Source organism: Dellaglioa sp. CoH-56-MRSF-12, assembly GCF_056782075.1.
In genome coordinates this window covers 165962-179999 of record NZ_JBXAYD010000003.1, presented here as the reverse complement: position 1 = coordinate 179999, position 14038 = coordinate 165962, and the positions used below count along the sequence as shown (strand labels likewise).

The window sequence follows — 14038 nt, the reverse complement described above, 5'->3', positions numbered from 1 at the left end:
ATAAATTAATGGGATTTTGTATATCGTATAAAGAAAAAAAGGAGAAGTTAATTATGAAAGTTAGAAAAGCAATTATACCTGCAGCAGGTTTGGGAACTAGATTTTTACCAGCAACAAAAGCAATGGCTAAAGAAATGTTACCTATCGTGGATAAACCAACGATACAGTACATTGTTGAAGAAGCTAAAGCAGCAGGGATTGAAGATATTTTAATTGTTACGGGTAAAGGGAAACGCCCAATTGAAGATCATTTTGATTCAGTACCTGAATTGGAAGCTAATCTTAAAGCTAAAGGTAAATTAGAACAATTAAAAATGGTTGAGCAAACAACTGATATTAATTTGTTCTTTATTCGCCAGTCACATCCTAGAGGTTTAGGGGATGCTGTTTTAATGGCTAAAGACTTTGTTGGTGATGAACCCTTTGTTGTTATGTTGGGTGATGATATCATGCAAGATAAGGTACCATTAACAAAACAATTGATGGATCGCTATGAAGAAACACATGCTTCAACATTGGCTGTAATGGAAGTCCCACATAAAGAAGTATCAAAATATGGGGTTATTGCACCACAAAGTGAAGTGTCAAAAGGGCTATATGATGTTGAAAAATTTGTTGAAAAACCAGCTGTTGATGAAGCACCAAGTGATTTAGCTATTATTGGTCGTTACTTGTTAACACCAGAAATCTTCGGGATGTTAGAAACACAAGAACCTGGTGAAGGTAATGAAGTCCAATTGACTGATGCTATTGATCGTTTAAATAAAGTGCAACGTGTATTCGCGCATGAATTTAAAGGTGATCGTTATGATGTTGGAAATAAATTCGGTTATTTAAAAACAAGTATTGATTTTGGTTTGAAACATCCAGAAGTTAAGGATGAACTTAGAGAATACATTAAAGAGTTATCTAAAAAATTATAATAAAATTAGAAGATTGGGCTGATTTTAAATGCTCAATCTATTTTTTTGTCTAAATGTGATACAATTTATTCTTATATAGATGTATTTCGCGGAGGAATCGTATGAAAAGTAAGTTCGTTCAGTTTATTAAAATATTTAAAACACAATTTATTAATGCCGATGTTAGTAATTCTTCGGTTATTATTGCGTACTATACGTTATTATCGATTTTTCCAGCAATTATTTTTATTGGTAATTTAATACCAATGCTTCATTTAAAGGTGTCCGTTATTTTAGAATATGTAAAAGTTGTGATGCCATCCGCGATATATAGCATTTTAGCACCGTTTATTGAATCGTTTCTGAAAAATGGAAATGGTGGATTATTGTCAATTGGTGCTGTCGTAACGTTATGGACGACAAGTAAGGGGATTAATGCATTGAAGAAAAGTTTCAACCATGCCTATAGTGTTGAAACGAAGCAAAATCCAATTGTTGGGCGAATTGTATCGTTTGTGTTAACGATTGGGTTAGTTATCTCCTTAGGTGCTATTATTTTGTTCTTTGGGTTCAGTCAAATAGTAGTTGAGGTGTTGACACCCATTTTACATTTGCCGGGAGAATTTTTAACTGTGATTACCACGGTTAAATGGCCTGTCGCCTTAATCGGTATTTTTATTATTATTTTATTACTTTATCGGATATTACCTAGTGCAAGACTTAGGTTCAGGGCAGTTTTACCAGGGGCAATTTTGACAACCATTGGGTGGATTTTATTGACCCAAGTATTTTCGATATACGTGCAGTATTTCGGTGGCGCTTTTAGTAGTTATGGTGCAATCGGAACAGTAATGATTATGTTATTCTGGCTGGATTTTGGGGCATGGATAATCATGCTAGGTGCTGTTCTTAATGCATCGATTGCTATTGTTCGACATGGTGAAGTTGAAGCACAATCTATTCAGCTAAATAGCTTATTTAAGCAATATAAAAGTCGATTTAGTAAGAAAAAATAAAATATTATAAATCGTTAGGGGAGGTAAGTTAATTGAAAAATAAGTCGATTAATTTAAAAAATCATGTCGGTGTATTTATTGTTATGTTTAGTGTGAGCTTGTTTTTAGTCTTACCTCAGATACTCGCACATAGTTTAGTTTTAGGTTCTGATTCTTTATTTCATTTTAATCGTATTTACGATATCTATATGCAATTTAAAACAGGCAATTTTAACTATTTCCAAACAAATTACGGGTTTCAACAAAGTGGTCGGATTATCAATGCTGTGTATGGGCCTGGATTTGCTTATCTGCTAGGTGGGTTGCTACTACTCGTACATAGTTGGTTTAATTTTCAGGTTATTTCTTCTTTTTTAATTTTCTTTATTAGTGGTTACTCAATGTATTTACTAGCTAAAGAAATAACTTCGACCAAAGATATCTCACTATTAATGGCTGTTCTTTTTATGGGTAGCTTGTGGATTGCGCGATGGTCAACTGAGCAAAATTTTATGGCTTGGGGTATCATGCTAGTGCCACTAGTTGTTTTAATGGGTGTTAAAATGATCAAAAATAACGCAGAAGGATTGCGAATTCTACCCTTAGCGTTAACCATGTCGGTAATGATACAGGTACATGTTTTAAGTGCCTTGATGTCGATTGGTGTCCTATTCGTTTTTTTTATAGTTGGTTTTATTCAAACGAATCAAAAATCGAAACTATTATTAACCTGTTTTTGGGCGGGGTTATTATCGTTAGTTCTGACATTTAATGTTTGGGGTGCCATGTTAGATGTTTTCGCAAACAATAAATTATACGCACCGCACGTTAATGTGATGATGTCCAATTCAACTATGAATTTATCGATGGGGGGGCCAACGCTTACTAAAATTGGTTTGGTTATGAGCTTCATATTTGTAGTACAAATTAGTTTATTGTTTATAAAACAAGCAAAATTTACGGTTACTAATAAAGTAGTAACTAGTTTAGGTTTAGTTTTCTTAGTCTTAACGTCAAAATTAGTTCCTTGGACGGATTTAGCCCAGGTTATCCCATCAATACAAAGTTTCTTGCAATACCCACGTCGCTTTGAAGGGTTCGCTGTAGTTTTATTATTAGCGGGTTTTAGTGCAACACTATCAAGTAGTTCATTTAAAAATTATCGGAAGTATATTGATCTATTCTTAATTGTTGGAGGTCTTGTTGTCGGAGTACAATCGTATTTAGAAATTCAAAAAAGTAATGAAGCATGGCATACTAATCAGTCGATAGTTTCTCCCAATAATGTTGATATCGCAGATAATACGAGTAACGAACAGATTACCAAAGCATTTATGAGTTCAAATCTAGATGATGGTTTAAAGTTGATTACCAAGGCATCGCCAGACTATTTACCTAATAATCGAGTATTAAGTGAACGTCCTTATCATGATTATCGATTAGACATGAAAAAAAATAAAGATGAAGTAAGTAAAACGATTAATAGTGAAGGAAAGTTAAGTCTGAGTTGGAACGCAACAAAAAAAGGAAATGAGATTTCTTTACCCGCGATAGTCTATAATAATTCAACTGTTCAATTAAATGGTAATAGCCTTGATCCTAAAAAAATGACCTTGTCAACTATGGGTAGTCCAACCGTTAAAGCAACTAAAATAGGTACAAATAGGTTAGTCATTGGTTATCATACGAAAATAATAACAAGAATTAGTTTAATCATCGTTCTAGCCACTTGGATAATTAGTTGCGTTAGTGCTGTTTTTATAAAAATCACTGATTATAAAAAAGAAATTAAGTTATGATATAGTTTTAACAAGTAATAGGGACTTCAAAAAGAGAACATAATTAATGATGTTCTTTTTCTGTATTAAAAATGAAATATAATACTTTTAAATATAACGTATAATTAAAAGTGTAGAGCACTACAACTTTGAAAGCGTGGTCAAAATGTTTAGAATATCATATCAGTTGACAATAAGATTAAACAATGATTAGACAAACGATTTTAAGTTTCATTTAAGTCTGGTAACATGTATAATAAATTATTGTGTCATTGTATACATCTAAAAAATTTAGGGGTAATTAATTATGAGTGAAGATAATATTAAACACCAAGGTAGCCACAAGAAGCATCATCATAAAAAGAAAAAAATGAGTACACTGAAAAAATGGGGGATTGGTGTCGGAATCGTCGTTGCCGCACTATTGGTTATTGGTGGTGTGTTGATGGCGAAGGTTTATCTAGATGCAAAAGACGTTGTAGATAATACATATCAAAAAGTAAATGTTAAAAGTAAACGAACAACCGGGAGTGTCTCTCTTGATAAAGAGGCGCCTTTCTCAGTTTTAATTTTGGGTGTTGATACGGGCGAAGATGGGAGAACAGATCAAGGTCGATCGGATACAATGATGGTTGCGACAATTAATCCTAAAACAAACTTGACGACATTAACGAGTTTACCTCGTGATACGAAGATTCCGATTACAGGTCACGGGACAGATAATAAATTAAATGCTGCATATGCTTATGGGGATGTTTCCTTAGCGATGGATACTATTCAAAACTATTTAAATATTCCAATTGATTACTATGTTCAGATGAATATGAAGGGCCTGGAAGAATTAACGGGTGCCGTTGGTCCAATTACGGTCAATAATCCATTTGCTTTTTCAGCGGGAAGGCATCAATACGTAAAAGGTGATATTGAGTTAACTGAAAGTAATGTTTTAGACTTTTCTAGAATGAGACATTCTGATCCTAATGGTGATTACGGGCGTCAAAAAAGACAACGCTCGGTTGTGACTGAATTAGGTAAAAAAATAGCTTCTATTGATGGTGTCACAAATTATCAAGCAATTTTGAGTGTACTTGAGAGCAATATGAAAACAAATTTGAAATTTTCTGATATGAAAAAAATAGTGACTCAGTATCGTAGTGCTATAGGCACAATTAAAGATGTTCAACTTCAAGGACAATCACAAATGATAAATGGTGTGTCGTATGAAGTTGTTCCATCAGCACAAGTAACGAAAGTATCCAACATGATCAGAAAACAATTAGACTTAGACTAGGAGAATTATATCAATGGAAGAGACAATCAATCTTGAACAAGTTTTTAGCATTTTAAAGAAACATCTTAAATTAATTATTGGGTTAATAATTGCGGGGGCACTATTAGCATTTTTTGTAACCATGTTCTTTATGACGCCAAAATATAACTCGACTGTTCAAATATTAGTTAATAGAACAGAAACTGCCAATAATGTAGGGGCTGCTTACAATACACAGCAAGCAGATGTCCAAATGATTAATACGTATAAAGACATTATTCAAAATAAAATTGTACTAGATCCTGTGAGAAAAGAAATTGCTAAAAAAGATAATTTCGTTGGTACGAGTGATGATTTAAAAAATCAGATAAGTATATCAAATCAAGAAAATTCACAGGTTTTTAGTGTAACTGTTAAAGATACTAATGCATATCGCGCGGCTGATATTGCAAACTCTGTTGCTGATACGTTTAAAAATAAAATAAAAAAAGTGATGAAAGTTAATAATGTAACAATTGTTGCTGATGCAGTTGCAAAACCTAATGCAGTATCACCTAATAAAAAGATGAATGTATTAATAGGTCTGTTACTAGGGGGGCTTATCGGAATTGGGATTGCATTCGCAATAGAACTTTTTGATAAAACAGTTAAAAACGCTGATTTTTTGACAGATCTTGGTCTTTCAAACTTAGGTATGATTAACCATATTGACGAAACTAATAAGAGTCAAGGACTTTTTGGACAATCAACACCAAGAAAAAGAAAGCATACTAATTAAAATAGATAAGGGGTTATTGAATGATGAGTTTATTAAAAAAAGATAAAAAGTTATCAACTGATAGTATTGATAACGGTGTTGGATTAATTACTGTTACTCAACCAACATCAACGATTGCAGAACAATTTAGGACTGTACGTACGAATATCCAATTTTCAAGTGTTGATAAAGAAATGAAAGTTATTATGGCGACATCATCAGGTCCATCAGAAGGCAAGTCAACAGTTATAACTAATCTTGCTGTAACATATGCTAATCAAGGACTGAAAGTATTGTTAATTGATGCCGATATGCGTAGACCAACTGCGCATCAAACTTTTGGTTTGAGTAATGAAACCGGGCTTACAAATTGTTTGACTGAAAAAAGTATTGATGTTGCAAAAGCAGTTGAAGAAACACCAATTGAAAATTTATATGTTATGCCTGCAGGTCCTACTCCACCGAACCCTTCAGAATTATTGAATACAAAACGGATGGATTCTTTAATTACAGCTGTCGCTGAACAAATGGATATGGTTATCATCGATACACCACCATTAATTTCTGTAACAGATGCACAAATTGTTGCAACAAAAGTTGATGGTACAATTTTAGTTGTGAGACAAGGTGTGGCAAATAAAGGTGCCGTTTTGAAAGCAAAAGAATTATTAGATACCGTTCATGCAAGAATCATTGGGACGATTTTGAATGATGTTTCAGGTAGTGATGAGTCAGGTTATTATGGTGGGTATTATGGCTATTATAAATAATAATTAAGTAGACGTAGGATAATTTAAGGAAGCAGGGATTATAGGTGACTAGGAAAAGTAAACAGGTTGTTTTAACTGGATTGGATAGTTTGATTTGGGTAGTTTCAATTTCATTATCGAGGTTATTTTTAGGGCCGTATATTAGTTTTAGTAACTCTGATTTATTGGAATTTGGGTGTATATGTTTGATTTTATACCTAATAATTGGATACTCATTAAACCTCTTTTCTAAAATTAATAGGTATGCTAGCTTTAAAGAAATAATTGCAATTTTTATTGCAATAACAATTACAGCAGTTATTAGTAATATTAGTTATTTTTTCATAAGTTCAAATTATAGTATTCGTTTTGGAATATTAACTTATTTACTGGCCCTCCTTTTTATTGGTGGCAGCCGATTTGCATGGCGCTATCTTGTTGAAAATATCTTTAATAATGAAGAATCAGAAACATTAATTACAACATTAATAGTCGGTGCAGGGGATGGCGCAGAAGCTTTAATGGAAAGAATACAAAGAGATAATGCCGACTTGAATGTTATTGGATACGTCGATAATGATATTCAAAAACAAAAAATGTGGATGATGGGTAAGAAAGTTTTGGGAACTTTCCAAGAAATTCCAATGATTGTCGAAGAATACGATGTTGAACAGGTCTCAATTGCTATTCCTTCATTAAGTCCCCATAATTACGAGGACTTGTTAGATATTTTAAATCCTCTAAAAGTTAAAATTAATCGCATGTCAAGTTTTGAAGATATGTTAGAAGACAATAGTGATTCTAGAAAAATGCATGAGATTGACGTTGTTGATTTACTGGGTCGACAAGAGATTAAACTTGATATGGCTAAGATTGAAAGCAAAATATATGGTAAAACAATTTTAGTTACAGGAGCGGGTGGCTCTATTGGTTCAGAAATTTGTCGACAGGTTAGCAAATTTGGTCCTAAACGACTAATTTTACTAGGACATGGAGAAAATTCAATTTATTTGATTCATCAAGAATTAAAAAATCTTTATGCTGGGAAAATTGAAATTGTGCCGATTATTGCGGATGTTCAAGACCGGGCACATATTTTTGACTTAATGGCACAATATAAACCAGAAATAGTCTATCATGCTGCAGCACACAAACATGTACCATTAATGGAAGCTAACCCAACTGAAGCCATTAAAAATAATGTTTATGGTACGAAAAATGTTGCTGAAGCTGCTAAGTCTGCAAATGTGAAATCATTTGTAATGATTTCAACTGATAAAGCAGTAAATCCGCCTAATATTATGGGGGCAACGAAACGTCTCGCTGAAATGATTGTAACTAGTTTGAATGAACCAGGTCATACAAAATTCGCCGTTGTTCGTTTTGGTAATGTTCTTGGTAGCCGTGGTAGTGTTGTACCACTGTTTAAGAAACAGATAGCTAAAGGTGGACCAGTTACTGTTACTGATCTTAGAATGACAAGATTCTTTATGACAATTCCTGAAGCTAGCCGTTTAGTGATTCAAGCGGGGACGCTATCTAAAGGTGGAGAACTATTTATCTTAGATATGGGTAAACCGGTTAAAATTGTTGATTTAGCACGAAAAATGATTAAATTAAGTGGATATACTGAAAACGATATTGATATTGTTGAGTCAGGTATGAGACCTGGAGAGAAACTGTATGAAGAATTATTAGTAAGTAGTGAAAAACAGCAAGAGCAAGTATTTGAAAAAATTTTCTTGGGTAAAGTAACACCATACAAGATTGATGAAATTATGAGTTTTGTTAAGAGTGTAGAGCCGTTAACTGGTACTGCTTTGAAAAAAGAAGTTATTAGATATGCACATACTCATAATGGTGAACCCTCAATTGATTCGGAAGGTATGCGTTAATGTATAAAAAATATTTTAAAAGAACAATTGATTTTGTTATTTCTTTAGTAGGCCTTGTACTTTTATCGCCTATTTTTTTAATTATCGCAATTATTGTTAAAGTCGATTCGAAAGGCCCTATTTTCTTTGTACAAAAGCGGGTAAGTATTAATAAAACCTACTTTGGTATTTTAAAATTTAGGACGATGAGAACTGATACACCTGATGTACCTACTCACTTATTGAAAGATCCGGATGCTTTCATTACTCGCTCGGGTAAAATTTTACGAAAAACGAGTCTTGACGAATTACCACAAATTATTAATATTTTAACAGGTAAGATGAGTATCGTTGGTCCTCGACCAGCACTTTGGAGTCAAGAAGATTTAATTAACGAACGTGAAAAGTACGGCGCTAATAACGTTTACCCAGGGTTAACTGGATTAGCACAAATTAGTGGGAGAGATGAATTATCTATTGCTGAGAAATCAAAAATTGATGGTGATTACGTGCAACTTTTATCTTTTTCAGAAGATTTAAAAATTTTTTTTGGAACAATTACATCAGTTTTAAAGAGTGATGGTGTAAAGGAAGGTAAGAGTGATGACTAAACGAGTTTTGATAACCGGTGCACATAGTTATATTGGAGGGGCATTTAAAAGCTGGATTAATAAATCAGAATCGGAAGATATATCAGTTGATATGATGAGCGTTCGAGATGATAAATGGAGAGGAAAAAATTTTGGTCTATATGATGTAGTACTTAATGTTGCGGGTATTGCACATGTATCTTCGGATCCGAGTATGGAGGATCAATATTATAAAGTAAATAGAGATCTCGCAATTAATTTGGCTAAAAAAGCTAAATCTGAGGGAGTGAAACAATTTATTTTTTTATCAAGTATGATAGTATATGGTGAAAAAAATGGACTACAAAATACTAATATAATTACTCGAGAGACAATAATGAACCCAATTGATTTTTATGGTGATAGTAAGCTACAGGCAGATGTAGAAATTCAAAAATTAGCAGACGATAACTTTAAAACGGTTGTTATCAGAACTCCGATGGTTTACGGACCGAATAGTAAGGGTAATTTTCCAAGGCTACTGAAGTTAGCTGAGAAATCCCTGATTTTCCCAAGTATTAACAATGAACGAAGTATGATTTATGTAGATGTATTAACAGAATTTATCAAACAGATAATTATTAATGATGCATCAGGCCTTTATTTCCCTCAAAATAAAGAATATGTTTCTACAAGCGATGTAATCAAAGTAACAAGGAAATTATTAAGAAAGAAAGTATACTTTATCTCTATTTTTAATCCGCTTATTTCTCTATTATCAAGGAAGTTTCGTGTTTTTAATAAAATATATGGTAGTAAAGTTTATGATAAAAAAATTAGCGAGTGCTCTTTCGAATATACATTAGGACTTACATTAGAAAATACGATAACGAAAATTTTAATGGAGGATAAGAAATGAAAAAAGTTTTAATCGTTGCGTCGGTTGCTTCAATGATTGAACAATTTAATATGGATAATATCAGAATATTACAAGAATTAGGATATAATGTGGAAGTTGCAACTAACTTTTATTCCGCTGGAACTATACCAGATGATATGGCTAATTCCTTAAAAAAGAAGCTTGAAGGAAAAAATATAATTTGTCATCAAATTGACTTTTTAAGAGGAATTGGTTCAATAAAAGCAAATAAAAAAGCATATAATCAGCTTGAAAAATTAGCAAGTACAACTACCTATAATTTTGTGCATTGCCATTCACCGATGGGAAGTGTATTAACTAGATTAGTTTTTAAAAATAATAAAGAAACTAAAATTGTTTATACGGCACATGGCTTTCAGTTCTTTAAGGGCGGGCCGAAAAAAGATTGGATATTATTTTATCCTATAGAACGTTACTTATCTAAATATACGGATATTTTAATAACAATCAACAATGAAGATTACTCAATTGGAAAATCTTTTGGTATAAAAGAAGTTTTACATGTGCCTGGCGTTGGAATAAAATGGGAACAATTACGAGAACAATCAACTAATATCGATGAATTGAAAACTGATTTAAAGATAAGTAAGAATAGTAAAGTGATGATTTCTGTAGGTGAATTATCTAAGCGGAAAAATCATATTGTGGGAATAGAAGCAGTAAATAAATTGAAAGATAAAATTGATATTACATATATTATATGCGGTGTTGGAGATCAAAGAGATTTATTAGAAAAAAAAGTGAAAGAGTATGGATTAGAAGAAAAGATTATTTTTACAGGTTATTCTGAAAATATTAAACAATATTTAGATATAGCAGATTTTTCTCTTTTTCCATCTAAACGAGAAGGATTAGGACTAGCGGGATTAGAAGCTATGGCTACTGGTCTTCCATTAGTAAGTACTTACTTAGGGGGGATCAAAGATTACACAGAAAATGGTATCAGCGGGTGTGTAGTGGATGATCCTACTGATATTTCCCAGTTTGTGAAAGCTATAGAAAATTTACTAGGCATCAATGATAAAGAATACGAAAAAATTGTTAAAAACAATATTGAAGTATCAAAAAAATATAGTATTAAGAATGTAAATGAAATTATGTATAGTTTATATTCTAAAATTTAAATTATGCGATGTTGTCTATAAATTGAAAGGATTCGCAATGATTAAAAACACAAAAATAGTATTGATAGCTATATATTTTGGAGAATTACCAAATTATTTTGATTTATGGTTAAAATCAGCGGAATATAATAATGAGATAGATTTTCTAATATATACTGATCAAAATATATCTACAACCATACCGAATGTTAAAATAAAAATAGTCAACTTTAAAGATATTCAAGCGAAAATAAGATCACATTATACATTTCCTATAAAAATTAATAATCCGTATAAGTTGAATGACTACAAACCGGCTTACGGTGAAATATTTGAGGAAGACATCTCGGGATATGATTGGTGGGGATTTGTGGATATTGATACTATATTTGGAGATTTAAAAAAATTTTTATCTGAGGATATACTAAAAAAATATGACAAAATAAATACTCGTGGACATTTTCAAATGTATAGAAATAATAATCAAATTAATAATGCATATAAAATTGATCATCATAAAAAAGGGACGTACAATTATAAGCAGGCATTTACAACTGATGACGCAACTCACTTTGATGAAATTTGGGGAACTGCAAAATTTATGCCCGACACAGATATGAGAATATATGATCCATATAAAGAAAAGGTCTATTATGCTGATATTTGGGTAAAAGCATTTCGATTTATAACACTTGATATTTCTGAGGGAAAACAATATCAAGTGTTTAGATGGCATGATGGGGAACTAGTAATGAATTATATTGATAACGGAAAAATTAAAACTAAAAAGATAGAATATATTCATTTACAAAAAAGAAAAATGCAAGTTGATGTTGAAATATCAAATGATGACCATAGCTTTTTAATTGTACCTAATAAGTTTATAACAGATGAAAAGTTGTCTATTGAAAATATAAAGAAATATAATGAAGGAAAATGGCCTAATGGTATCCGCAGATATTTCCAATATTATATTAAGCAATTATTTAATGGGGAGCTTAAGGCTAGAATACGAAGAATTTGGCTCTAAATATAAGATTGAAAATAGATTAACACTTTTTATCTGAATATTAAAATCACTAATAAATATTAAGGAGAACTTAGTCATGAGTGATAATTTTAAAATTGATTTTGTAGTGACATGGGTTGATGGAAATGATGATATCTGGCGGAATAAAAAAAATAAGTACGCGGGAAACAAAAATTTAAATGCGGATGAACGTTTCAGAGATTATGATATTTTTAAATGGTGGTTTGAAGGTGTAAAAAAATTTGCACCATGGGTAAACCATATTTTTTTAATTACCGACAAACAAGTTCCGAAGTTTCCATTGGACATGAAAAATCTAACAATTGTTGATCATTCTGATTTTATTCCTGAAGAATATTTACCTACTTTTAATTCGAATGTCATTGAAATGAATATTCCAAGAATTAAAAATTTATCGGAACATTTTATCGTATTTAATGACGATACGTTTATAACTAACAAGGTAGATCCAACAGATTTCTTTTCTCAAGATGGGACTCCTAAGGATGTAGGATTAATGGGACTTATTCAACCGTCGGAAGAATTTTCGTTAATACCTTTTAATAATATACTTATTATTAATAAGTGGTTCTCAAAAAATAATATTTTGAAGAAGAATTTCTTTAAAATATTTAATTGGCAATACGGGTTTCAAAATGTAAGAAATTTCTTAGTTTTACCATATAGGTCTGTTCTGGGATGGTATGAACCGCATTTGCCTAGTAGTTTATTGAAAAGTACATTTAAAGAAATATATCAAAAAGAACCAGCTTTGTTAGCCGAACTTAGTAAAAATCGTTTTCGTACTAGAAATGATGTAAATATTTGGTTGGCACGCGATTGGCAACTTTCAAAAGGGAATTTTGAACCACGTAGATTTTCGTTTGGAAAGTTTGAGAAGTTGCCAGAAGATGGAGATTTTTCAAAAATAAAGCGCGCCTTAAAATCCAAGGCAAAAATAGTTGTTATAAACGACATATCGTTACCATTGGAGAGCCTTTCAGAAACGAAAGAACAATTAAGAAAAATATTCGCTGAACACTTTAGCTAATTAGGAGGATCTAATTATGAGTGACGTTGCAATTTTAATGGCTACCTACAATGGTGAAAAATTTTTAATGGAGCAAATTGAAAGTATTAAGAATCAATCATATGGGAATTGGCACCTATTTATTAGAGATGATTTTTCGAAAGATAATACCAGTAAAATTTTAGATAATTTTAAAAGAGATCCTAAAATAACGATACTAGATAGCTCGCTAAATATTAATGAAAAGGGCCAATTAGGAAATTTTGAAATTTTAATGAATAACGTTCCAGACCAGTATGAATATGTTATGTTCTCAGATCAGGATGATGTATGGTATACAAATAAAATTGAGATATCATTAAATGAAATTAGACACCTGCCTAACGAAAAAGTACTGCCTAAGCTTGTATATACGAATTATGACGAGTTTTTTGAAGTAGTGGGGGACGGAAGTGTGAACTACAGTGGTGTAGAAAAGAAAAATAAACCAACATATCAACGTATTTTTCTACATAACTGGTTAATGGGTAATACGATGATTATTAATCGTAACTTATTAGAAATTTCAAAAAACATCCCGATAGAAGCAGTTAATCATGATGCATGGCTTGCATTAGTTGCTGGATTATATGATGGGATTGGATATATAGATAGTGCGACTGATGGTCATAGAATGCATTCATTTAATATTACAAGAGGTGCCGATGCACATAAAAAAAGTACAATTATAAAAAGTAAGTTAATTGATTTAAAAAAATATAAAGTTAAATTTGATCGATTTTCCAAATTGGTTAATGAATTAGAACTACAATTTTCAAATTCGCCTATTAAAATAAAAAAAAGAATTACTATGTTGAAATATTTTGTAGAAAAGAAGGGTATCGAAGCCATAATATTTGGCAAAAAGAATGGTTTTTTTACCAATATTCACGGTCACAATACCTTACTCTATTTGGAGGAAATATTAAGGTTATTCAAAAAATAATGTTAGTATTTACATAAAATTTAATTAAAAATGGAATACAGCATAAGCAAATTTCA

Annotated in this window: 13 protein-coding genes; all 13 read left to right on the top strand. The window is 31.6% G+C overall.

Translation table 11 applies throughout. The features are described 5' to 3' along the window. Positions 1 to 53: 53 nt before the first annotated feature. Positions 54 to 923: a UTP--glucose-1-phosphate uridylyltransferase GalU gene (gene galU, locus AC1RPY_RS04535; RefSeq protein WP_481761548.1), complete on the top strand. Its 870-nt coding sequence runs from the start codon at positions 54 to 56 to the stop codon at positions 921 to 923. A gap of 101 nt (positions 924 to 1024) precedes the next feature. Continuing rightward, positions 1025 to 1918: a YihY/virulence factor BrkB family protein gene (locus tag AC1RPY_RS04530; RefSeq protein WP_481761547.1), complete on the top strand. Its 894-nt coding sequence runs from the start codon at positions 1025 to 1027 to the stop codon at positions 1916 to 1918. 32 nt (positions 1919 to 1950) lie between these two features. Further along, on the top strand, positions 1951 to 3696 hold the full coding sequence (locus AC1RPY_RS04525) for an MFS transporter (protein ID WP_481761546.1): 1746 nt from the start codon (positions 1951 to 1953) through the stop codon (positions 3694 to 3696). A 286-nt stretch (positions 3697 to 3982) separates the two neighbouring features. Then, on the top strand, positions 3983 to 4966 hold the full coding sequence (locus AC1RPY_RS04520; RefSeq protein WP_481761545.1) for an LCP family glycopolymer transferase: 984 nt from the start codon (positions 3983 to 3985) through the stop codon (positions 4964 to 4966). A 13-nt stretch (positions 4967 to 4979) separates the two neighbouring features. Beyond that, positions 4980 to 5723 carry a YveK family protein gene (locus tag AC1RPY_RS04515; protein WP_481761544.1) on the top strand — a complete coding sequence of 248 codons (744 nt, stop codon included), beginning with the start codon at positions 4980 to 4982 and terminating at the stop codon, positions 5721 to 5723. 23 nt (positions 5724 to 5746) lie between these two features. Further along, positions 5747 to 6472, top strand: a complete 726-nt coding sequence (locus AC1RPY_RS04510; protein WP_481761629.1) for a CpsD/CapB family tyrosine-protein kinase — start codon at positions 5747 to 5749, stop codon at positions 6470 to 6472. 44 nt (positions 6473 to 6516) lie between these two features. Further along, positions 6517 to 8346, top strand: coding sequence for a polysaccharide biosynthesis protein (locus tag AC1RPY_RS04505; protein WP_481761543.1), 1830 nt, complete (start codon positions 6517 to 6519; stop codon positions 8344 to 8346). Continuing rightward, positions 8346 to 8936: a sugar transferase gene (locus tag AC1RPY_RS04500; protein ID WP_481761542.1), complete on the top strand. Its 591-nt coding sequence runs from the start codon at positions 8346 to 8348 to the stop codon at positions 8934 to 8936. Before AC1RPY_RS04505 ends, AC1RPY_RS04500 begins: the two co-directional genes overlap by 1 nt. After that, positions 8929 to 9813 (top strand): NAD-dependent epimerase/dehydratase family protein, encoded by an 885-nt coding sequence (locus AC1RPY_RS04495; protein ID WP_481761541.1) that lies wholly within the window; start codon positions 8929 to 8931, stop codon positions 9811 to 9813. Before AC1RPY_RS04500 ends, AC1RPY_RS04495 begins: the two co-directional genes overlap by 8 nt. Next, a complete protein-coding gene (locus AC1RPY_RS04490) occupies positions 9810 to 10958 on the top strand; it encodes a glycosyltransferase (RefSeq protein WP_481761540.1) in 1149 nt (382 codons plus the stop codon). Before AC1RPY_RS04495 ends, AC1RPY_RS04490 begins: the two co-directional genes overlap by 4 nt. A 37-nt stretch (positions 10959 to 10995) precedes the next feature. Continuing rightward, positions 10996 to 11967, top strand: coding sequence for a DUF6625 family protein (locus AC1RPY_RS04485; RefSeq protein WP_481761539.1), 972 nt, complete (start codon positions 10996 to 10998; stop codon positions 11965 to 11967). A 76-nt stretch (positions 11968 to 12043) separates the two neighbouring features. Next, positions 12044 to 13018 (top strand): Stealth CR1 domain-containing protein, encoded by a 975-nt coding sequence (locus AC1RPY_RS04480; protein ID WP_481761538.1) that lies wholly within the window; start codon positions 12044 to 12046, stop codon positions 13016 to 13018. Between the two features lie 16 nt (positions 13019 to 13034). Then, positions 13035 to 13982 (top strand): glycosyltransferase, encoded by a 948-nt coding sequence (locus AC1RPY_RS04475; RefSeq protein ID WP_481761537.1) that lies wholly within the window; start codon positions 13035 to 13037, stop codon positions 13980 to 13982. Positions 13983 to 14038: the final 56 nt, after the last annotated feature.